This is a genomic window from Bartonella sp. A1379B (assembly GCF_002022485.1).
Taxonomy (GTDB): Bacteria; Pseudomonadota; Alphaproteobacteria; order Rhizobiales; family Rhizobiaceae; genus Bartonella; species Bartonella rochalimae.
The window spans coordinates 527,668-551,694 of record NZ_CP019780.1 but is presented as its reverse complement, the minus strand read 5'-3'; the positions used below and the strand labels follow the sequence as shown (position 1 = coordinate 551,694).

Genomic DNA, 24,027 nt, shown 5'->3' with positions numbered 1-24,027 from the left:
TTATATTGGCTGTGGAAAATAAGTTATACGATTTCTTTTATAAGATGTATTTTTAATAATAACAATCAAAAGTTGTATAATATAGTTTTTTTTTATGTGCTCTTGACCAATTGTCATTAGCTATTCATTTGAAAGAAGTTTATAAAGAGAATTTTGTTTCAACATTCGGATAAAATTATGGATATTGTTATCGTTGAATCTCCAGCAAAAGCAAAAACAATCAATAAATACCTTGGATCTCAATACAAAGTCATAGCATCATTTGGGCATGTACGTGATTTATCTGCAAAAGATGGCTCTGTTCTTCCTGATAAAGATTTTGCTATGAAGTGGGATATTGATACTGCTTCAGCAAAACGTTTGAATGAAATAGCAAAAGCAGTCAAAGAAGCCGATAGCCTTATCTTAGCAACAGACCCTGATCGTGAAGGAGAAGCTATTTCATGGCATATCCTTGATGTTCTAAAACAAAAAAAAGTTTTAAACGATCAACGTGTTAAACGAGTTGTTTTTAATGCAATCACGAAAAAATCCGTTCTTGATGCCATGAAAAATCCACGCGATATTGATATATCGCTTGTAGATGCCTATCTTGCACGTCGAGCTCTCGACTACCTGGTTGGGTTTACTCTCTCACCTGTTTTATGGCGCAAATTACCTGGTGCTCGTTCTGCTGGTCGTGTTCAATCAGTTGCTTTACGTATCATTTGCAATCGCGAATCAGAGATTGAGCAATTCATTAAAGAAGACTACTGGTCAATTACAACATACTTGAAAACACTCCAAAATAATATTTTTCATGCACGGTTAATAGAATTTAACCATAACAAACTTGGTAAGCTTGATATTCAATCCCAAGAACAAGCTGATCAAATTCTCTCTATGTTGGAAAAAGCAAATTATCGCACGTTAAGTATTGAAGCCAAGCCTATAAAAAGGAATCCTTCTCCACCCTTTACAACATCTACATTACAACAAGCTGCTTCTTCAAAATTGGGTTTTTCAGCTTCTCGCACAATGCAAGTTGCTCAAAAGCTTTATGAAGGTGTTGAAATCAATGGTGAAACAGCAGGACTTATTACTTATATGCGTACTGATGGAGTGCAAATGGCTTCAGAAGCTATTGATGCAGCACGAAAAGCGATTATTGATTCTTTTGGAAGAAATTATCTTCCTGAAAAACCACGTTTTTATTCAACAAAAGCTAAGAATGCACAAGAAGCACATGAAGCTATTCGTCCTACAGATTTTACACGTCATCCTAATCAAGTGTGCAATTTTCTCGATAGTGATCAAGCAAAACTCTATGAATTAATATGGAAACGCGCAATTGCCAGCCAAATGTGTTCTGCTGAAATTGAACGTACAACTGTCGAAATTGAAGCATCTCAAGAAGAAAATCACGCTCATTTACGCGCAACAGGCTCTGTTATTCGTTTTGATGGCTTCATTTCTGCTTATACGGATCCAAAAGAAGAAGAAAATAGTGATGAGGATGAATCAACACGTCTTCCGCAGATTAATGTTGGAGAATCACTTACAAAAGAAAAAGTTGAATCGGTCAAACATACGACAGAACCACCTCCTCGTTATTCTGAATCTGCATTAATTAAAAAACTTGAAGAATTGGGAATTGGTAGGCCTTCAACTTATGCATCTACATTAAGCACACTTTGTGATCGTGGATATATCATAACCGATAAACGCAAACTTATCCCTGATGTTAAAGGACGTATTGTTACAGCCTTTCTTGAAAATTTTTTTAATCGCTATGTAGAATATGGTTTTACAGCAGCTCTTGAAGAAAAATTAGATCTTATATCCGATGGAAAACTTTCCTGGAAAGATGTTTTACGCGATTTTTGGGATGAATTTAATGCATCTATTACGAGTATCCAAGAACTCCGCATAATGAACGTTCTTGATGTTTTAAACGTAACGTTAGCTCCTCTTGCTTTCCCGACACGTGAAGACGGAAGTGATTGCCGCTCTTGTCCCCTTTGTACAAATGGCCAATTATCATTAAAATTAGGGCGCTATGGTGCATTCGTTGGTTGCTCTAATTATCCTGAATGTAAATATACATGCCAATTAGGTTCAGATACAGAAGAACAAAGCAAAGCGGTGCACAATGATGAACCTGTTATGCTCGGTATTGATCCTGAAACAGGGAAAGATATTTCCCTTCGTCATGGCCGCTTTGGTCCATATATTCAACTTGGCGAAGGTAAAGAAATTAAGCGTGCAAGTTTGCCTAAAGGGTGGCACATAGAAAATATTGATTTTGATAAAGCTTTAGCTTTGCTGTCTTTACCTCGTGAAGTTGGCATTCATCCTGAAACAGGAAAAATAATTACAGCCGCAATTGGACGATATGGTCCTTATCTTGCTCATGATGGACAATACACAAATCTTTTTAGTACAGATGAAGTCTTTGATATCGGCATTAATCGCGCTGTTACAATACTTGCTGAAAAAAAAGAGAGTACAACAAACCGACGTAAAATAACACCTGCTACGCTGGCAACACTAGGAGATCACCCAGAAGGTGGACTAATTACTATACGTAATGGTCTTTATGGTCCATATGTTAACTGGAATAAAATTAATGCTACCTTACCAAAGGATAAAGATCCAGCTACAGTCACACTTGCAGAAGCATTAGAACTTATATTAGCTAAAGCATCGATAAAAAAAACAAAACAAAAAGCTACTTCAAAAAAGAAGGCAACACCAAAAAAATCCTCACCCCGCAAAAAGAAAGCATAAATTTTGGCTAAAAGCGAGAAAAAAACAAAATATTTTCAACTATCTAATACTAAGAAGCTACCTAGTAAATCAGAAATTTTATCCTTTATTACTCATAATCCGAACCAATCGAGTAAACGAAAAGTTGCTAAAGCTTTTAACTTGAATAGTAATTCTCATATGTGGTTAAAAGATATATTGCGTAACTTAAAAGATAACTATGTAATACCAAAAAAACGTAAAAATTTAAGCATCAAAAAGGGATTACCATCAATTACTTTAGTCAAAGTTAGTGCTCTTGATAAAGATGGTGACTTTATTGCAGAACCTCTTGAATGGCCCAATGATCCAAAGCCTAATATTCAAATTTCTTCTTCTCATCGCATAAGAGGAGCAAGCATTAGTATTGGAGATCACATCCTTGTAAAAATTTTTCGAAATAAAGTTTTGCAAAATCTTTCTTATACAGGACGAATCATCCGCAAGATTGATAAGAAAAAAAGAAATATGCTTGGTATAGTGAGAGAATTAGAAAATGGCGAATGGCATATAGATCCCATAGAACGTAAAAATAACGAGCTTATTATTGATATTTCTACGAACATAGATATTAAAGCTGGTGATCTTGTCGAAATTGAAATTAAAAATAGTACTAACTACAGATTCAAACAAGCAAAAGTAAGAAATATTTTAGGGCACATTGATAATGAAACAAATCTTTCAATGATTGCCCTTATATCAAAAGAAATTCCTCATATTTTTCCCTCAGATGTCCTTGAACAAGCTGAAAATATAAAACCTGATAACGCTGTTAACCGCGAAGATTGGCGACAATTACCGTTTATTACAATTGACCCCCCAGATGCAAAAGACCATGATGATGCAGTTTATGCAATAAAGGATGAAAGCCCTGCCAATAGCGGAGGTTGGATTATCATTGTCGCAATTGCGGATGTTTCTTGCTATATACAAACAGGAAGTATTCTAGATCAGGAAGCATTAAAACGAGGAAACTCTGTTTATTTTCCTGATCGTGTCGTACCAATGCTTCCAGAATGTATTTCTAATGATCGCTGTTCATTGCACGAAGGAAAAGATAGACCTGCACTAGCTGTTCGTATGATTTTTGATGCGAATGGAAACAAACGTAAACATAGTTTCCATCGTATTGTAATGCGTACGGCAGCCAAATTATCCTATCAAGAAGTACAATGTGCAATTGAAGGAAAGACAAATAAAAAAACAGCTCCCTTACTTGAAAACATTTTACAACCATTATGGGGTGCTTATTCCTGCCTTAAAATTGCGCGCAATCACCGACAACCATTAGAATTAGAAATACCAGACAAAAAGATTATTCTTGATCAAAATGGATACATTCAAGATGTTGTGATGTTATCTCATCTAGAAGCACATCGATTAATTGAAGAGTTCATGATACAAGCGAATGTTGCAGCTGCTGAAACATTAAAAGGACATCATCAACCTCTCATTTATCGTATTCATAGTAAGCCATCTCTTGCACAACAGGAAATGCTCCAGAACTTTCTTCAAAGTCTAGGAATTTCACTTGCACGAGGAGCTGAACTTACATCAGCACAGCTTAATAATATTCTTACAAAAACTATGAATACGCAACAAGAGGAGTTAGTAAATCAGATTATTTTGCGCTCACAATCTCAAGCCGAATATAGTCCTAAAAATATAGGCCACTTTGGTTTAAATCTGCCTAACTATACACATTTTACCTCACCAATTCGCCGTTATGCTGATTTAATTATTCATCGAGCGCTTATAAAAGCTCTGAAATTGGGTAATGATGGGCTCACAGATGAACAAGAGAAAAATTTTGCAAAAATCGCCACTCAAATTTCTTTATACGAACGCCGCGCAATGATGGCAGAACGAGAAACTGTTGATCGACTTGTTGCACATTATTTAGCTAATAAAATTGGACACTCATTTACAGCCCGTATTTCAGGAGTTACAAAAGCAGGTCTTTTTATCGCACTTGATAAATTAAATGCAGATGGTTTTGTGCCTATTTCTACACTTAAAAGTGATTATTACTATTTTGACGAAGTACAGCATACCCTTATAGGAAAACGTAGCCGTAAATGTTATCAACTTGGTGATGTAGTCGAAGTAAAAATTTTAGAAGTCCAACCTTTTTCTGGTGCTTTATGTTTTGAAATGTTAACAAAACCTCGTCTCATAACTTCTTTACCTATCTCCTACCACAAAAATAAATCTATAGTGAAAAAACGCAATTATGTTTCTGATAAAAAAAGATAACCTTCAATAAAAGATCGCAAAATTAGAATTATATCTCTGCACACAAAGATTAAAAGCCATGATAAATCCATAATAATATTTAATTTTAAAAACTAATTGATTGTTGATAACATTAGTATCAAATATTTTAAGCTTATTATACAAAAAGTTATTTAAGAAAAATCTTCATTTTTAATATCTTTTTAAAAAGATGTCTTAATTTAAGAAGAACTATATAGCCAACATTTTTAAAGTAATGGATTATTTAAAAATCTCTTGTCATTTTATTATTATTTGATGCATACTATTTCTTTTTTTAGCTCTATATAATAAATTTCTATGATTCTCTTTTGATTAAGAAAAGGTCAAAAAATTTTACATTAAATATATCATAAAATATGCAACATATAGACTTATCTACCTTTTATCATCTAAAAATCTACACAATTACCCCACAGACTATGTGCTACGCTGTAAATGCTATTTTTTTAATCGCAATTTTCTTTTTCTATTTTCAACAAAATTTATTACTAATCATATGATCCAAATATAACACTATAATTTTAATTAAACTCCCCTCATGATGAACAAAACCTTCAACTTCCCAAATAGTTCTTTGCGTGCAATTATTGCCTCGATTACGACCATCGGTACTGTCGGTGTAGCATTAGGAATGGGAACACAACTTATTTCGTTGCTAATGACTGAAAAAGGATTATCAAATAGTATCATCGGTTATAGTGGAGGAGTCGGAGGAATTGCAACAATTATTGCAGCTGCTCTAACTGCCCGAATCGCCTTACATTTCGGTGTCGTCGAATCAATATTGCTTATGATGATTATTGGTTCTCTAAGTTTTTTAGGATTCTATTTTTTTGAATCAATATGGATTTGGTTTATTTTGCGATTTACACTACATTTCGCTATGACAATTATATTTATTCTATCAGAATTCTGGATTAATAATGCATCTCCACCTCACAGACGCAGTTTAGTAATTTCTATCTATGCTATTACTTTAGGTCTTGGATTTATTTTAGGCCCAATGCTGCTAGAAAAAATAGGAACACAAAATTTTATACCTTTTGGTGCCGGCTGCCTTCTTATTATAATTGCTATCATACCCCTTCTCTTTGCCTGGAAATTGAGCCCCAAATTTCAGAGTAAGGAAAATACGGCGTTTTTTTCACATATTTTACGTATTCCCACCTCAACAATAGCAGCACTTATTTATGGCGCTATACAAATGGGAACGTTAACACTTATAACACCTTTTAGCTTATCAATTGGATATAATACAAATGAAACCATACATTTTATGGAAATTCTTGCTCTTGGTAATATTCTCCTTTTAATTCCTATCAGCCTCATAAGTGATTATTTAAAAGATAAGCGCTATTCTCTTATAGGATGCGCTATTTTAGGATTGATTGGAACTCTCATTATACCGCAGATAGCAGAACATAAACTGATTTTGATGATTGATCTTTTCTTCCTTGGTGGAATACCAGCAGGTCTTTATACAATTGGCCTAGCACAACTTGGTGAATGCCTTAAAGGACAAGAGCTTGCTGCAGCTAATTCTGCTTTTATTTTTTGCTATGGAATTGGTATACTGATTGGACCAGCTATTATTGGTCAAACAATGGATATTTTAAAACCATTTGGTTTTTCTTTGGCAATTGCCTGTTTTTTTAGCTTATATATTATTTTAGTGCTTATTCAATTAATGAGAAAATCAAACAACTCTTGACTTTTTGTAGAACATCCGTAGTGTCATATATAAAATGTAATTGCATCAAAAATAAATTTTGATAGCGAAGTAATATTATTTTACTATAATAGGACTCTTATTATGGCTAAGGCAGCAACTATTAAGATTAAGCTTTTATCAACTGCAGATACTGGCTTTTTCTATGTAACAAAGAAAAATAGCCGCACAATGACAGATAAAATGAGTAAACGCAAATATGACCCAATTGTTAAAAAGCATGTTGATTTTAAAGAAACAAAAATTAAATAATTAGTCTTTCGTTTAAATTATTAAAATTAAGAATGCCGTGTAAATAAAAACGCAGAATATATTGCAGTGTTCTTGATAATTTGGCTTTTTTACAAAAGCTCTTTTATTATTAACCCCCTAATAAAAAAGGGGAACGTGATTGTATTCTTTTAAGATAAATGTCTAGCTTTTCTAGCTAAAGTCTCAACCTTTATTTTGCAAAAATTCATTACTCACAGCAGTCTCAAAGAGTGATATATTACTAAGTGCATTAGTTATATAAACTATCTTGATCAATACAAACCTAAGTACTCATAATTAATTATTATTGGAAAATAATTATTTAATCTTCTCACTGACGCTGCATTTTCCGATATCAATCATCTTCCACGTGTTAGTCATATAAAATAATTAGCAAGTATTCTTTCAGACCCTCAAGCTACCTATAATGATAAATTTGTTGCTTAAAGGCAAATATATTCTCAAGAAGTTCTTTCTATGTGTCAATATATCAGAATAGCAATCATCATAGGTAAAAAAGGACATTGTATATGGACTGATGGAAATGATATTAGATCTTTTATCAGAAGGAATTTTAAGCGCCTATATACGTAAAATTTGCGCTATTCGCAAATTGTTTCTCTTTGTTCAATGAACAAAAATACATAAATAATCTACCTGATCAGATTGATATTTATGCCCAAGAGAAGACTTATATAAGTTTTTATTTATGCTTAAAGGAGCTGGATCTACAAATAAAACTTTATCAAATACTCCACCTTTACTATCACATAATCATTTAATTAACTTTCTATAGGATAAAATTCATAGATGAGAAACAGCAGCCTGTCTTCCCTACCATCTTGCTATTGTATATATTTATTTATAGATAGAGCATAATGAATATTTTTCAAAATGAAACAGTTATTACAAATTACCAGTATTTTATCTTAACTCATCCCATAAATATATTGTTACAATTTTTATCTCATGAAAATAAATAATTCTCCTTCTAATCCGAATATTTTTAGCAAAAAACTTATTATTTTCAGTATTGTTATAATAAATATTGTTCTTATTCATGGAACAATTTATTCGAGATGTACTGCAGCACAAATCAATAACATAATTTCTGTTCCCCAAAAATCTATAAAAGGTAAGGCATTGGTCATTGATGGTGATTCAATTAAGATTTCTGATAACATAATTCGACTTGCAGGAATCGATGCTCCTGAACTCAATCAATTTTGCGGCATAAAAAAAGAACGCTACGCATGCGGCTTGCAAGCAAAAAAAAAATTAGAAAAACTTATAGCTCATCAATCTGTTACATGTTACTGGTCTAAAAAAGACAACTATCATCGTATTCTTGCCATATGTAGAACAAAAAAAGTTAATAACATTAACGCAGCAATGGTACGCAATGGTTGGGCTGTCAGTTTTTATAACTATCCTAAAGAAGAACAAAAAGCTAAAAGACAAAAAAAAGGAATATGGCAGTCAAGTTTTCAAAATCCGCAAGAATGGCGTAAAACTCATCCCCGCATAAAAAAATAAAGTAATCTCTTTATTCCATAAAAATATCTTTTTAATTTCTTATTTATTATGAATAAAAAACAATGTGAGCATATTATAAAATTAGAAAAAGATATTCATTCTTGCCGTGTTTGTATCAAACATCCACATTATCTTCCTCCCCTTCCCCATGAACCAAGGCCTGTTGTCTATTTATCTAATACTGCTTCTATTGCAATTGCAGGTCAAGCACCAGGATTGCGTGTGCATGAAAGTTTGATCCCTTTCAATGATCGTTCTGGCGTAAGATTACGTAATTGGCTCGGTGTAACCAGTGATGAATTTTACAATAGATCTCTATTTGCTATTGTTCCTATGGGATTTTGTTTTCCTGGCTATGCCCCAAATAAATCTGATTTGCCTCCAAGAAATGAATGTCAAGAAATATGGCATGAAAAAGTATTTCAGGCTATGCCGCAAATAAAACTTGTTCTTGCTGTTGGAAGTTATGCGCACAAATGGCATATCACAAACCTAAAATATAAAACTGTCTCGGAAACCGTCAGTGATTGGAAAAACATACTATCCATACGTCAACCTCGAGGATATAATGTTATGCCTTTACCCCACCCATCATGGCGAAATACTTTTTGGTTAAAAAAACACCCATGGTTTAATGATGAGCTTATTGTACATCTTCGCTGTTTAGTCCGTAAATTCTTATGAATTTGATAGTATATTAATTTTTTATCAAATTAGTTAACTTTAATAAAGTTTATAGCCCCTATAAACAATGTAAGGAATTATCAATATCAAATATAATAAATTAATCATGATAGCTTTATAATATAGAGCTGAGTTCACCATGCATAAAGCAGCATTCTTTATCTAATATTGTAACATCTAATATCCCAGTGAAATTGTTAATAAAAGCTCTACTTAACTAAAATGCTATTATTTAATTTGAATAGCATCTAATCTTAAATATGAATTCACTAAAAGAAGATTTGAAATTTATAACCTATAAGATTATTACCTAATTGTATTAATAGCCACTAGTAAAGCTAATATACTCAGCATATGTTGAAATAATTAATAATCACTAAAACTCCAACTGATACGTTCTAAGTTTAGATATCATAAAATCTGCAATTCAGTCTTGATATCCTTTTTAAAAACTGAAAAATATCAAATCAACTAACTCAAATGAAAAAAGTAATCTGAGATATCGATTTTTAAAAATTATACCATCAAAATATTATGCGAAAAAATGAACGATTTTAGGAAACTTGAATTTTATAGTTTAATAAAGTTTTTATTTTCTAGAAAATTATATTTTTAAAGTTGTTTAATATTTATGATCACATTCTTACTTTTTAATACTCAGTTTTTCTACTCAGACGGTCCCATTTGCGTATGAACTAAGACGGCCGCTTTAACAATACCAGCTGCTATAGCTGCACCTGTTCCCTCACCAAGACACATGTCTAAATCCAAAAGTGGTTCTTTCCCAATTTTTTCTAAAAGTTTACGATGAGCTGTTTCAGAAGAAACATGCCCAACAAGTGTATGATCAAGAGAACTTGGATTTATTTTATACAGCACTGCTGCTGCTGCTGTCGCTATAAACCCATCTAAAATAACTGGAATTTTTTCCATTCTTGCAGCTAAAATAGCCCCTACCATAGCAGCAATCTCACGCCCTCCTAAGCGACGCATAATTTCAAAAGGATCATTTAAATAGTTCTTGTGTAAAGAGACTGCTGTTTTTACAGCCATAACCTTGCGCTGATAAAATTCTCCTACAGCTCCCATACCAGATCCGACCCATTCCTCAGCTTCTCCACCAAACAAAGCAAGACATAAAGCTGAAGCTATAGTCGTATTGCCTATTCCCATCTCTCCAACACATAAGAGATCTGTTCCTCCGGCTATTGATTCCATTCCAAATGCCATTGTTGCGGCTGCACTGCGCTCATCCATTGCCGCATCTTTTGTAATATTCATTGTTGGATATTCTAATGCCAAATCATATATTTTCAATCCAAGATCATAAGCTACACAAATCTGATTGATCGCAGCACAACCTGTTGTAAAATTTTGTACTATCTGTTGTGTCATAGATTGTGGAAATGGTGTAACACCCTCATCAGTAACCCCATGATTGCCAGAAAAAATAGCAACTAGAGGCTTCATTATAGTTGGTTTTTCTTCTCCTCTCCAACCCGCATACCAAACTGCAATATCTTCCAATTTTCCTAGTGCACCCTTTGTTTTCACTAATTGTGCCTGCCGTTTTTTTGCTAAAGTTATTGTAAATTCATCAGCAATAGGTAAATTTATTAATAAAGCACGAAAATCATCAAATGGCCTAGCAATCATGAAAATACCTTTTCGAATCTACAATATATAATTAGAACTTTTTTACAGATAGGATATAAATAATTTATTGTTTTTTTTCATATTACAAATGTAAGATGCGCCACTTAATAAGTATCTAGGATGATAGAGAGCAAATGTTGAAACTCTTTTAAAAGATGAAACTGATATATCGCTGTATACAATTATTGCAGTAAACTTTTACATTTTTTAACCTTTAACAAAGATTAACTCTGATCAACTAAGATATTTATTTTATCTCTTTCTTGAAGAACTGCAATTTTCTAATAATTATTCATAAATTATAACTTAATTTATTATATAATATTAAAATATTGATCAAATTATCTTAACTGATAGCAGCAAAAGCTTCTTTTAAAATACGCACATTAGCATCCGTCTTTGTTGCATTATGTGATAATATTTGTCGCCATCGTCGTGCACCATCACGCCCTTGAAACAAACCAATCATATGTCGTGTAATATGAGAAAGACGTCCTCCTGAAGCTATATGTTTGGCGGTGTAATCACACATAGCATTAATAAGATCATAATCACTAAGATTATTCTGCGGTTCACCATATATTTCAGAATCAATAAGGTTCAGCCAAATAGGATTATGATAAACTTGTCGTCCAACCATAGCGGCATCACATGATCTTAAGTGCTCTTTAATTTCACTAATTGATTTTATTCCGCCATTTAATCCAATAAAATTATTTTTATATTTACGCTTTAAATTATAAACCCTTTTATAATTAAGTGGTGGAATATCACGATTTTCTTTTGGACTTAATCCTTTTAACCACGCTTTGCGTGCATGTACCCATAGCGCATCACAGCCAGCATTCCATACACGATCAGCTAAAAAGTCTAAAGCCAATTTTTCATCCTGATCATCTACACCAATACGACATTTAACAGTCACAGCTATAGTAACAGTTCGTTTCATCTCTTCTACAGCTCGCGCTACAATATCAGGATGCAACATTAAACAAGCACCAAATATACCTGCCTGAACACGATCTGATGGACAACCAACATTTAAGTTAATTTCGTCATAACCAAAGTCTTCGGCAATACGTGCAGCTTCTGCCAATTTTTTTGGATCTGATCCTCCTAATTGTATTGCAATTGGATGTTCTTCATCACTGAAAGCCAATAATTTTTTACGGATACCGTAAATCACAGTATCAGCTACGAACATTTCAGTATAAAGCAACGCCTTTTTCGTCAAAAGACGATAAAAAAATCTGCAATGCCGATCTGTCCAACCCAACATTGGTGCCACAGCAAATTTTACTAATGGTGGAGAATGATAAAATGTCATAGGAATATTATTCATATATCTCTATTATTATCTTATTAAGCAAACAAATAACCTCCCCTTCCTCTCCTCCTCATATAGATATTTTATTCTCTCTCATTGCTGAAAAAATAAAACATATAACTTCTTATTTGATGATTTATCTTTTTTCTAAAATAATTTTTGAATCTATATATATCCGCATATCTAGTTTTTCTCATTAATCAACTAATATATCTTAAATAGTAAAATTCAATGTTATGATTCAACATATTTCATAAAATATATAGTATTTTAAAATATCTCTAATTTATAAGATTTTGTAAGTGAAAATTGAGAATACTATTTTCAATAGAATCTATCTAACTTTTTGGAAAACATCTATAATTTGATACATCTAATAATGCATAAAATTTTATTTATATAAAATATGTAAAGAGCACCACCACACCAATATCACTTTTTCATATGCTTACTGGCACGGTAGGTAAAATCATAGAATACAAAATGAAAACCAGAATTATGCTGATGAAAAGCCTTTTTATATCTAACACAATGCTTCAAAGGATATTATCAAAACTATATAGATTAAATAAAGTAGTGTGGAAAAAAAATTCTAGCATTCATTCCAAAGAAAAATATTATATTTCAATATGTTAAATACAAAAAACGGTGCCCCCAGAGAGACTCGAACTCCCGACCCCCTGATTACAAATCAGGTGCTCTACCAACTGAGCTATAAGGGCACATTATATTGGAAATAGCATAAACTTACAAAAAGGCAAATAAAAAATTATGAATGTGATTTACTATTGAAAGATATATCTAAGCCAAATTAATCGGATGTGTATTATAATATGCCTATATTGATAAACAAGTATTGTTTATAAATTTACTCCTTATAAATCGAAAGAGACTGATTTATCAGAAAGATATTTTTCCAACCAATGAATATCATAATCACCATTAGCAATATCTTTATTGTCAATAAGATCACAAAATAAAGGTAATGTAGTTTTGATACCATCAACCACAAACTCACTTAAAGCACGCCGTAAACGCATCATACATTCCAAACGTGTACGACCATGAACAATCAGTTTTCCGATTAAGCTATCATAATAGGAAGGAATACGATAGCCTGAATAAGCCCCTGAATCAACACGAACTCCTAGCCCTCCAGGTGTATGAAAATGGGTAATAAGTCCTGGAGATGGTGTAAAACTAATTGGGTCTTCAGCATTAATGCGGCATTCAATAGCATGGCCAGAAAAGTGGATATCTTTTTGGGCAACTGAAAGCCCTAAACCAGATGCAATATGAATTTGTTCATGAACTAAATCTATACCTGTAATTGCTTCAGTTACAGGATGCTCAACTTGTAAACGTGTATTCATCTCGATAAAATAGAATTCACCATTTTCGTAAAGAAACTCAATGGTACCCGCCCCACGGTATCCAAGTTTTGCACAGGCATTTGCAACAATATTACCAATTTTTTTCCGCTCAGCTTCATTAAGTACAGGAGAATGCGCTTCTTCCCATACTTTTTGGTGGCGCCGTTGAAGTGAACAATCACGTTCTCCTAAGTGTATAGCATTACCAGCTCCATCACCTATGATCTGAATTTCAATATGACGTGGTTTTTCTAGATATTTTTCAATATAAACTGAATCATCATTAAAAGCAGCACTAGCTTCTGAACGTGCTGTTTTGAAAGCTGCTAAAAGTTTTTGCTCAGAATGAGCAACTTTCATACCCCGTCCACCACCACCTGCAGAAGCCTTAATAATAACTGGATAGCCAATTTCATTAGCAATGCGCAGAGCTTCTTTTTCTTCAACTATAGCGTTATCAGAACCTGGGACAACAGGAATACCAAGGCTTTTAGCAGTTTTTTTAGCTTCTATTTTATCACCCATAATACGAATATGTGCTGCTGTTGGACCAATAAATGTAATATTATGAGCTTCCAATACATCTGCAAACTTTGCATTTTCAGAGAGAAATCCATAACCTGGATGAACAGCATCCGCTCCTGTAATTTCACACGCCGAAATAATTTGATAAATATTTAAATAAGAATCGCGAGAATGTGGAGGACCAATACACACACTTTCATCAGCAAGCCGAACATGCATAGCATCAGCATCAGCAGTTGAATGAATAGCTACAGTTTTAATTCCAAGTTCTTTACACGCTCGCAAAATGCGAAGAGCAATTTCTCCTCGATTAGCAATGAGGATTTTTTGTATCATGACTGCCCCTCGTTTTATTCCACTATAATAAGTGGTTCATCAAATTCAACTGGCTGACCATCTGTAACTAAAATAGCAGTCACAGTACCTGAATGCGGTGATAAAATTTGATTCATCGTTTTCATTGCTTCAATAATCAGTAAAGTTTGGCCTTTAGAAACATTTTGCCCTACTTTTACAAAAGGTTGTGCACCTGGCGCAGGAGCAAGATATGCTGTACCAACCATTGGAGATACTACCTCATTTTTTGATTTTTCTTTTTTTATAGAATCTTCAGTTGTCGGAAGTGAAGAAGGACCTACTGTAGAGCCAGACATAGGTGCATAAATTGTTTGTGCAGAAGAAGAAGTGTTTTGGCGCGCTACACAAATGCGAAATCCGTCTTGTTCAATTTCAATATTGGTCAAATTTGTATCATTCAAAATTTCAGCAAGGTCGCGGATAATTGCTGTATCAATCCCAGTACACTGCTGAGTATCTGTTTTTTTTATTGCCATTTTATTCCTAACTCCTTGACCGATAAAATTTCTAATACTTACTATCCTTATGACTAAATATCTTTTAAATTTTAATGAAGTTTCCCCTAATCATTGTGTTCACATTGTCATTAAATTAAACTGCAATACAAATCCACATTTATAAATCTGTTAACAAAAAAATCAAAGAATCAATATATTGGTGTATTTCTCAATAATCTCATTGAGAAAAGAGAAGTTCATTGTGCATCTTCTATTGCTGCTTGCAAAATACTTTTTTCTACAGCTCCACTAAATATTTTATCTCCAATGATATAAGCGGGGGCACCAAGAATATTCAAGGCAGAAGCGATTTTAAGATTTTCTTGAAAGAATTTCTGTAAGTTTGAGCTTTGGATTGCATTCCGTAGCTCTTTTTCATTGGCTCCTAAAGAAACTGCTACTTTTATAGCTTTAGCTTCATTTGCACGGCCTTGGCTCATTAAGAGTTTTTTATGAAACTGAAAATATTTCTCTGGAAAGAGTTTTCTAAAAACATAAGCAATAATATGTGTTTCTACGGAATCAGGCCCTAAAATTGGTAAATCTTTGATAACTATTCGTAGATCTGGATATTCTTGTATTAGACTTATTAAATCTGAATAGGAACGTTTACAATACCTACAATTATAATCAAAAAATTCAACAAGCACTATTTTTCCATTTGGATTTCCTAAAATAGCATCATGAGGAGATTGAAAAATTTCCTTTTCTAATAACTTAATGATTTCAGATTGCTTTTGAGCTTCCTGCTGACGGCGTTGTTCAAATTTTTCTTGAAGGATAAATTGCATTTCAATCATAATCTCCGGATTATTAAGGAGATAGTCTCTTATAATCTGTCGAATATAATCATCACTGATGCTTTTTGTGCTTTTTTCGCTAAACTTCGACAAAAAATCAGAATCTTCTAAAAGTTGTATTTTAAGATTTTCTATGGTTAGATGGTTTGATGTTTGTTCTTTTGTTTGCGCGTATGACAAAAACAAATACATAAAAACGCTCAAAATAAACGCCATTAAAAAAATTTTCATGAATGGTAATTTTAAATGTTGAGCTTGATCGATCATTTATCTGTCTTTGTATTTAGCTTAAGTATTTATAAACTTATATGATAAAGTATCATATTTATGCAACAAACCAATTAAATTATAATATATAATTTAGCGAATTATGGAGATAACCTGTTCTCTATTATCTGATAAACAGAATATTTTCATGCATATTTTCGTATTTTTTTGTTAAAAGAAATATCAAAATATTTGATATAAAGCATTTACCTTAATCGCTCAAATATTGGCATCATTAACTCCTGTAGGCCAACTTAATATGAAAAAAGAAAAAACAATGAAAGCCATGGTGCATTATGATCTATTTATTATTGGTGGTGGAATAAATGGGTGCGGAGTAGCCAGAGATGCAGCTGGTCGTGGATTTAATGTTGGCTTAGCTGAAATGAATGATCTTGCATCCGGTACATCAAGTGCATCAACAAAGCTTATCCATGGTGGTCTTCGTTATCTTGAACACTATGAATTTAGATTAGTTCGTAAAGCATTGAAAGAACGTGAAATTATTTGGCGTATGGCTCCGCACATTGTACATCCTATGCGCTTTATCCTACCTTATCATAAAAAATTACGGTCTTCTTGGATATTACGTTTAGGACTTTTTATTTATGATTATCTTGGCGGTTGGAATCAAATATTTCAGCGTACCAAAATGATTAATTTTTCAAAAAATTTTTGTACTTCTCTTAAAAAAAATTATCATAAAGGTTTCGAATATTCTGATGCGATAGTAGATGATGCTCGCTTGGTCATTGCTAATGCGCGAGATGCAGAAAAATGGGGAGCCGATATAAAAGTACGAACAGAAGTTCTATCCTTAAAAATAGAAGGGAGCAAATGGCTTATTACTCTTCATGATAAATTAAATGATAAAAAATACTGCGTTACCGCTTCTTATATTGCGAATATGGTTGGTCCTTGGATTAATCATGTTTTAAAAAATGTTTTAAACTCTACAGAACTTCCTCCAATGCGGCTTGTTAAGGGATCCCATATTTTGATTCCAAAACTTGATATGCATAATCGCGCTTATATTTTACAAAATAACGATAATCGTATTATTTTCGCTATTCCATATCAGGAAGAATTTACATTAATCGGAACAACAGATTGTGATTATCAAGGTAATCCTACTGATGTATCTATTAGTGATGAAGAAATCGATTATATTTGCGCAGTAGCAAACGAATATTTCACACAACCGATATTGCGTGAAAACATTATATGGACTTATTCGGGTGTTCGTCCTCTTTATGATGATGGTACTTCAATGGCTCAAGAAATAACACGTGATTATGTCCTCAAAGAAATAGGAATAGAGAATACACCTAAAATTCTTAATCTGTATGGTGGAAAAATAACGACTTATCGCACATTGGCTGAAGATGTAATGAAATTTATTGAAAAAGCGCTTGGTCCTAAGAAAGGACCATGGACACTGAACTCTGTTCTTCCTGGAGGCGATTTTCCATATAATAGATTAGATATGATTGAAAACAGAATTTCTGTTTTACTTCCAGATCTAGATGCTTTTACTTGCCGTAGGCTTGCTCGTTCCTATGGTTCAGAAACATTTATAATATTTGCGAATGGGAATGTGGATAAAGGGAAATATTTTGGACATGGGCTTTATGAAATAGAAGTGAAATGGTTAATGGAAAAAGAATGGGCAAAAACATGTGAAGACATATTATGGCGCCGTTCAAAACTTGGCCTTTTTTTTACTAAACAAGAAACTGATACTCTTGCTAAATATATAGAAGGTAAAAAAGAAAATGGATTAAAGAATATCTCTCTTTAGATTATATAAAATTTTATACCTGAATTTTGATGATCTTATAAAAAATTTTTATAATTAAATATTTCTATAATAACTTGTATCATTCAATTTATTCTAATTTCAAATCTCATTGATCACTTCGATAGCGTTTCTCATTACGGTACTTATAGCAGCTAGTGTAAAAATAACTGCTGATAAATTAGAGTATTATATATATCTTGTAATTTTATGATAAGAGTATTTATAAAGCTTTTAGAAAAAGAAGTGATTATTGTATCAGTGAAATTTATATTCTATTGAAATGATCTAAAATCTTGTTTTATTAAGCGATATCAAGAATAATATGTAGTAATAATTTACAATAAAAATAATTATTAATTTTATATAACTTAAATATTACAATGCAATTTACCAGAAATATTTAGTCTCAATAAATTAGCTTATACTTATATGTTAACCACTATAAAGCCTTACGTTAGTTAACAAACAAGGTATAAGCGTTTAAGGCTATATCTCCTGTTACATCCAATATCCCTAATCCGCAAATATCTCGAAAGTGAACAACCTGTTGACTTCTATAGATAACTCCCAAATCAAATACAAACAATATCAGTACCATAAATATTCTTATTTTTGATCTCCTCCTAATTAAAACACATATTGCTAAAGAGAATAACTGAACTTTCTAGATCTCAAAATGAATATGAACTATATTATCATATGGATTTTTAATGTATATAATAGCAATAAAAAAGATTTATTTTTAATAATTATATTGGACAATTATAGGTATATTTTAAAAAATAATTATTAAATTACTTCTATCGTATTCTTCTTTTTTCTATTAATTAGATAATATGTCTTAGTTATTATTTTTTATAATAAATAAAATTAATTATTGTAATAATATATAATATCGTTATACTATAATTAAAAATTAAATAAAGGGGGGGTATTATGCATAAAATCGATTATAATAGCTATCGTACCGTAAATGGTTTTAATCGTCGGGTTCGCTTTCTAGTAATGCATTACACTGCAGCCAACTTTAAATCATCTGTCATAACTCTCACAGGACCTTCAGTCAGCGCCCATTATCTTGTTCCTGATCCTTCAGAACAGACATACATTGATGCAGGTTTTAAAGATATGCGCATTTTTAATTTGGTTGATGAAAATGAGCGAGCCTGGCATGCTGGCATTAGTTCATGGGCTGGACGTAATAATTTAAATGATACAGCTATTGGAATTGAAACAGTTAATCTAGCAACCGATAACAACGGGAAGTTTACATTCCCGCCTTTTCATCCAAAGCAAATTGATGCAATTAAAGAACTTGCATTTAACATTCTTCAACGTTATCCAGATATTTCACCAACTAATGTTGTTGGCCATAGTGATATTGCTCCTGGGAGAAAAATGGATCCAGGTGCAGCTTTTCCGTGGAAAAAACTTTATGATTCAGGTATAGGAGCGTGGTACGATGCCGTACAAAAAGATTTTTATCAAGAAGAGTTTACTAGAGATCCTTCATTTTTCGCAAAAGCAAAAGAAGAAGTTGTAGCTAAACTGAAAAAGTATGGATACGATACTTCAGGTGCAAATACTGAAAGTGGGTATAAAAATTTGATTATGGCGTTTCAGCTCCATTTTCGTCAAGAAAACTATAATGGACTTTTGGATATTGAGACCGCAGCAATTATTTACGCATTGGTAGAAAAATATTTCCCATCAAAATAATTTAGCTTAGTTTAAATTAAAATATATGTGATTGTTACAGAAGATTTTTTGCCTTCATAGAATTATTAGCTTTAATGATTAAAGTGATATACTTTAATATTTTTATGAGTATCACAACTTATTTATATTGCTAATTTAGAATAAATAAAAGGAATAGATAAAAGCTTTTTTCTAATCCTTTTATCCTTTATAATTATAAAGAATTTCATTTAGCCTTAAAGCGAATTTTAAAGAAAGAGAAAAACTGAATATATTTTTAGCTTTTAAATATATAAAATAGCCAATATATAAATTTTAGTTGGATTTCATAATCAATCCTAAATTAGACTTTTAGCCATATTAATGATTTCGTCTAGGATCCAATAAATTTTTCCTCAAATTTTTATAATTAAAGAATCAAATTAAAATACCTTTAAATATAATAGAAGGTAATAATATCTTTTTAGAATTATTTTTTCGACAATATCAACTCCTAATACTTATTTTTGTTAAATGAAATGTTCTTTCTTTTTTATGAAATTATTTAACAATAAGTACAGAAAATCTATGTCTCTTTTTTTAGTGATGTTATCTAATTTAATCCACTTATAAAATTTATAAATTACCATAATTTTAGCTTGTATTTTGAACTGCATTATTATTTTTCAAAGAGATGCGGATTCTCAAAAGCAAGATTCTGCCGTGCTTTTTGTAATCGTTGAATAATATCATCAATTTTGGATGAAGAATAAGATATCTCCTGATTATCAGTTAATGAATTTTGTTTTTCTGCACCTTCATAAAAATACTGAATTTGTGATTGAATCGTTCGTATTTCTTGAAATAAAAGGCGACTAGTTTCTTTAAAACCATTATTAAGTGAAAAAATTTGATCGGAAATTGACATTAAAATTTGTTTTAAAAAATGCTCGTTTTCTTGACGTTTGCGATATTCTAAAACAAGAGCATAACTTATTTCATCTAACTGCTGTTTAGTGGAATCAATTTTATGCAATAAATCCGGTGCTCCATTTATATTAGCTTTTTTTATTTTCAAAAGCATAGCATAAATATTTAATAGTCTAACAGCAGAATAAGATAAATAATCAATTAATGTAAGTGTTTTAGTATAGTATTTTCGTTGAACCATTATAACTCTACCTAATGATTAGTTGTATACATTTATTCCACTATTCATTTCAAATCCTATAGAGTTATTCTAAAAAAAGTGCTAAAAAAATCTCTTTTCTAATTTATTAATATTAAATTATTATATTTGATTTTTTATATTTAATAATTAGTTAATGGAGATACGAGGCGTATAGGCGTATAAAGAATAAAACTTGCTGTTTTCTTTAAAATATTGTTACCACCAGCAAGAATCGCCTCACTAGGTGATAATTCTGTTTCTTGCATAATTGTTGAAGCTAAAGATCCTTCTCGAGATAGAGCCATTAATGTTGGAGAAGATGCAAATACATTATGCGTCCCACCATCAACATTAGATAAATCAAGAATAGCTATTCCATTCTTCCGCAATATTTCAATATTTGAACCATCTCCTACACGAGGATGTCCACCTGTAAGACGACTTGAAACAGCAAGAGCTTTATCCTTACGAGATACCAAAATGGCTGTTGGCTGAGGTAATATTTTAATATCATTAAGTTGACGCTCAAATACATCAAGGTCAATATCAGGTGCTGCCATTAAAAAACTCGTATTACGTTGAATTATTTTATATTTTCCTTGTAACGCTAGAGTTCTAAATGCTTCCATCGTAACGAAATTACCCATAGAGTGAGCTATAATTGAAATCTTCTCAGCATCTGTTTCACTGATAGTAATCAAAAGTTCTATCAGTCCATCACGCGCAAAATTAGCGCTATCACGATCATAAATATAAAGAGGTATTGCACCAGCCGAAGGCCATGAATAGTGCACATTAACAACATTCAAGGAATAATCGTAAGCAAATTGAGCAGTACGGAATGTGCCATCCGCAAAATTGTTATTGTAACCATGGATAAAAAGGAAAATTTCTTTTTTTCCTTTTGCTTTTTTTGCTAACGCAACATTTAATTGCTGTTTAAACTGTTCTTTATTATCATATTTTTGCAAAGCGACTGCTGCAAAATATTTATCATGACTAGGCTTATAGGCATTTGTTTCAACCATACCTTTCACATGTTGTTGAGGAATTCCTACATCAACACGATTGTAATGTACTGTATTTGATCGTTCTGCTCCATAAGGTTGAGAATAATTATCCTGCATCATACGACTTGTAGCAACGTACACTGGGATAATAGCTTTCGGAAGAATTTGCCCTTCAACCTTTCGCTGTGTAGCAACCATAGACGGTGTCGCATGTATTCCATGCCAAAGGACAGCACGCGAGCTACCGCATGCAACCAACAAAATAGCACAAATAAAAAGAACTAAATGCCTCAACAGTAACATACTTCTCACTGCAACACTACCTAATCTTATCAGATAAACAAGAACTCATATTTCGTACCTATAATGATAACATAAGATACAGTTTCTAATAACCTGCAAAAAGGGAATTATTATATAAAACATTTTTAAAATGTGCAAACAAGCATTGAATGCCTACTATTACAGCTTTTATCTTACTTTAAATACCAATCATAAAAAATATAAATGGTGCGGTCGAGAAGACTCGAACTTCCACGAGTTGCCCCACAGCGACCTCAACGCTGCGCGTCTACCAATTCCGCCACGACCGCACACGACAGAAGAAAATACATCAGTCTTCGCATTTAACAAATCATACAATAGGGTACAAGTTTATTTTTATATCACCGTAATTTATTTTACACTACTTCAATTTAACAATGCAAATCCTTAAAATGCATATTTTCTATATTACCTAGCGTATCAATGACATAAAACTATCTTGTGCCATTTGATTAGTTTGATAATACCCATGAAAACTTGTTGTAATAGTCGTAGCACCTTGCTTTCGTATTCCTCTCATACCCATGCACATATGTTCAGCCTCAATCACTACAGCAATACCACGAGGCTTTAGATGTGTCTTTAAAGCATCAACTATTTGAGCTGTCATGGTTTCTTGTGTTTGTAAACGACGAGAAAAAACATCTACAATACGCGCAATTTTTGAAAGCCCAACAACTTTTTTATCAGGAAGATAAGCAACATGAGCTTTACCAATAATTGGAAGCATATGGTGTTCACAATGTGAATAAAAAGAGATATTCTTCAATATAACTGGTTCACTATATCCTGAGACTTCTTCAAAAACTGTAGCCAAAATTTCTTTAACTGATTCGTTATAACCACTAAAAAGTTCACGATATGCTTTAGCAACACGACTTGGAGTATCTAATAGCCCTTCTCGATTTGGATTTTCTCCTATCCATAACAGTAATGTGTGAATTGCCATTTCCACTTCTTCAACACTAGGCTTTTTTTGCTCAGAGAAAAATGAATTAGTTGCTCCTCCTTTTATGATATCACACATTTAAAAACTCCAACTTATTACGTAGTAAGACATATATATGTACATATGTATTTTTATAATCTTTATATAAATGAATTAAAAGTTTAAATAGCAATAACTCTTGAAAGTCAGATAATAGCTTATGATTGACAACATATATAGTAATAAAATACTTGAACATGCTGCACATATAAGCAGAATTGGTCGCCTTAACAATCCAGATGCAACATCAAAAAAATATGCACGCTTTTGTGGATCGACTGTTACCGTAGACCTAAAAGTAGAAAATAGCACCATCATAGATTTTTCTCATGAGATATGCGCATGTGTACTTGGACAAGCTTCATCTTCTATTCTCGCAAATCATATCATTGGTCAAAAAACGCAAGATCTTAAAATATTATATGAAATTATTCAGCATATGTTAATAAAGGATGGCCCTCCCCCTTCACCTCCATTTGAGGAATTTGCCTGTTTAAAACCTATTAAAAACTATCAAACACGTCATGCATCGGTAATGCTTACTTTTGATGCAGTTATAGATTGTATTAAACAAATTGAAGAAAAAATGAATGGCTAAACAACACGTCAAAACAAATAAAAAACACACAAGAAACTATACAGGACCTTGGCAGAAAACACCTGGACGATTACTTGGTATTGGACTCATACGTTTTTACCAAATAACTCTATCTAGCTTTATAGGTATTCATTGTCGTCACAGACCAACCTGTTCAGAATATACCTACGAAGCAATTGCGCGCCATGGTTTATGGGCAGGCGCATGGATGGGACTTTTTCGTCTTATACGTTGTTGTCCTTTTGGAACAACTGGCTTTGATCCAGTACCAACCTCTATTGAAAATTCCTACAAGCCTTGGTACTATTGGAAAATTTCTATTAAACGTAATAAATAATTCTTTCTTTTTTAACGCATAATGCATAAAAAAGAATTGATAAATCAGCTTATT

General features: G+C 32.3%; 18 protein-coding genes and 2 tRNA genes. 10 read left to right on the top strand and 10 right to left on the bottom strand.

The window, feature by feature from the left end; translation table 11 throughout:
* Window positions 1–177: 177 nt before the first annotated feature.
* From topA to BA1379B_RS02305, 6 genes are all read left to right on the top strand, one after another.
* The gene (topA, locus tag BA1379B_RS02330) at window positions 178–2,769 is read left to right on the top strand and encodes a type I DNA topoisomerase (protein WP_078673721.1); all 2,592 of its coding nucleotides are present in this window, start codon (window positions 178–180) and stop codon (window positions 2,767–2,769) included.
* 3 nt (window positions 2,770–2,772) lie between these two features.
* Entirely contained in the window at window positions 2,773–5,043 is a 2,271-nt protein-coding gene (gene rnr / locus BA1379B_RS02325) for a ribonuclease R (RefSeq protein ID WP_078692345.1), read from the top strand.
* A gap of 559 nt (window positions 5,044–5,602) precedes the next feature.
* On the top strand, window positions 5,603–6,775 hold the full coding sequence (locus BA1379B_RS02320) for an MFS transporter (protein WP_035005902.1): 1,173 nt from the start codon (window positions 5,603–5,605) through the stop codon (window positions 6,773–6,775).
* A gap of 102 nt (window positions 6,776–6,877) precedes the next feature.
* Entirely contained in the window at window positions 6,878–7,045 is a 168-nt protein-coding gene (gene rpmG / locus BA1379B_RS02315; protein WP_035005904.1) for a 50S ribosomal protein L33, read from the top strand.
* Window positions 7,046–8,014: 969 nt separating this feature from the next.
* Entirely contained in the window at window positions 8,015–8,581 is a 567-nt protein-coding gene (locus tag BA1379B_RS02310) for a thermonuclease family protein (protein WP_035005906.1), read from the top strand.
* A 48-nt stretch (window positions 8,582–8,629) separates the two neighbouring features.
* Window positions 8,630–9,265: a uracil-DNA glycosylase family protein gene (locus BA1379B_RS02305; RefSeq protein WP_078673719.1), complete on the top strand. Its 636-nt coding sequence runs from the start codon at window positions 8,630–8,632 to the stop codon at window positions 9,263–9,265.
* Between the two features lie 666 nt (window positions 9,266–9,931).
* On the opposite strand, the gene cobT is transcribed toward BA1379B_RS02305, so the two are convergent.
* The 6 genes from cobT to BA1379B_RS02270 all read right to left on the bottom strand — a co-directional run bounded on the left by cobT (window position 9,932) and on the right by BA1379B_RS02270 (window position 16,067).
* Complete coding sequence (gene cobT / locus BA1379B_RS02300; RefSeq protein ID WP_078692344.1) at window positions 9,932–10,921, bottom strand: nicotinate-nucleotide--dimethylbenzimidazole phosphoribosyltransferase; 990 nt, start codon at window positions 10,919–10,921, stop codon at window positions 9,932–9,934.
* Between the two features lie 346 nt (window positions 10,922–11,267).
* The gene (dusA, locus tag BA1379B_RS02295; protein WP_078674093.1) at window positions 11,268–12,248 is read right to left on the bottom strand and encodes a tRNA dihydrouridine(20/20a) synthase DusA; all 981 of its coding nucleotides are present in this window, start codon (window positions 12,246–12,248) and stop codon (window positions 11,268–11,270) included.
* A gap of 649 nt (window positions 12,249–12,897) precedes the next feature.
* A tRNA-Thr gene (locus BA1379B_RS02285) sits at window positions 12,898–12,970 on the bottom strand.
* A 153-nt stretch (window positions 12,971–13,123) separates the two neighbouring features.
* Entirely contained in the window at window positions 13,124–14,482 is a 1,359-nt protein-coding gene (accC, locus tag BA1379B_RS02280; protein ID WP_078692343.1) for an acetyl-CoA carboxylase biotin carboxylase subunit, read from the bottom strand.
* Window positions 14,483–14,496: 14 nt separating this feature from the next.
* Complete coding sequence (gene accB / locus BA1379B_RS02275) at window positions 14,497–14,979, bottom strand: acetyl-CoA carboxylase biotin carboxyl carrier protein (protein WP_035005912.1); 483 nt, start codon at window positions 14,977–14,979, stop codon at window positions 14,497–14,499.
* A 218-nt stretch (window positions 14,980–15,197) separates the two neighbouring features.
* On the bottom strand, window positions 15,198–16,067 hold the full coding sequence (locus BA1379B_RS02270; RefSeq protein ID WP_035005914.1) for a DsbA family protein: 870 nt from the start codon (window positions 16,065–16,067) through the stop codon (window positions 15,198–15,200).
* Between the two features lie 259 nt (window positions 16,068–16,326).
* Between BA1379B_RS02270 and glpD the strand changes: the two genes are divergently transcribed.
* Together glpD and BA1379B_RS02260 are read left to right on the top strand one after the other, a co-directional pair.
* Complete coding sequence (glpD, locus tag BA1379B_RS02265; RefSeq protein ID WP_078674092.1) at window positions 16,327–17,868, top strand: glycerol-3-phosphate dehydrogenase; 1,542 nt, start codon at window positions 16,327–16,329, stop codon at window positions 17,866–17,868.
* A gap of 936 nt (window positions 17,869–18,804) precedes the next feature.
* Entirely contained in the window at window positions 18,805–19,587 is a 783-nt protein-coding gene (locus tag BA1379B_RS02260) for an N-acetylmuramoyl-L-alanine amidase (protein WP_078673715.1), read from the top strand.
* Between the two features lie 637 nt (window positions 19,588–20,224).
* Here the strand turns inward: BA1379B_RS02260 and BA1379B_RS02255 are convergent.
* The 4 genes from BA1379B_RS02255 to folE form a co-directional block, all read right to left on the bottom strand.
* Window positions 20,225–20,716, bottom strand: a complete 492-nt coding sequence (locus BA1379B_RS02255) for a hypothetical protein (protein WP_078692342.1) — start codon at window positions 20,714–20,716, stop codon at window positions 20,225–20,227.
* Between the two features lie 140 nt (window positions 20,717–20,856).
* Window positions 20,857–22,029, bottom strand: coding sequence for an alpha/beta hydrolase (locus BA1379B_RS02250; RefSeq protein ID WP_371454972.1), 1,173 nt, complete (start codon window positions 22,027–22,029; stop codon window positions 20,857–20,859).
* A 205-nt stretch (window positions 22,030–22,234) separates the two neighbouring features.
* A tRNA-Leu gene (locus BA1379B_RS02245) sits at window positions 22,235–22,319 on the bottom strand.
* A 143-nt stretch (window positions 22,320–22,462) separates the two neighbouring features.
* Window positions 22,463–23,077 (bottom strand): GTP cyclohydrolase I FolE, encoded by a 615-nt coding sequence (gene folE, locus BA1379B_RS02240; RefSeq protein WP_035005920.1) that lies wholly within the window; start codon window positions 23,075–23,077, stop codon window positions 22,463–22,465.
* 121 nt (window positions 23,078–23,198) lie between these two features.
* Between folE and BA1379B_RS02235 the strand changes: the two genes are divergently transcribed.
* A complete protein-coding gene (locus BA1379B_RS02235; RefSeq protein WP_035005921.1) occupies window positions 23,199–23,636 on the top strand; it encodes an iron-sulfur cluster assembly scaffold protein in 438 nt (145 codons plus the stop codon).
* Window positions 23,629–23,973: a membrane protein insertion efficiency factor YidD gene (gene yidD / locus BA1379B_RS02230; RefSeq protein ID WP_035005923.1), complete on the top strand. Its 345-nt coding sequence runs from the start codon at window positions 23,629–23,631 to the stop codon at window positions 23,971–23,973. The genes BA1379B_RS02235 and yidD overlap by 8 nt, the downstream gene beginning before the upstream one ends.
* Window positions 23,974–24,027: the final 54 nt, after the last annotated feature.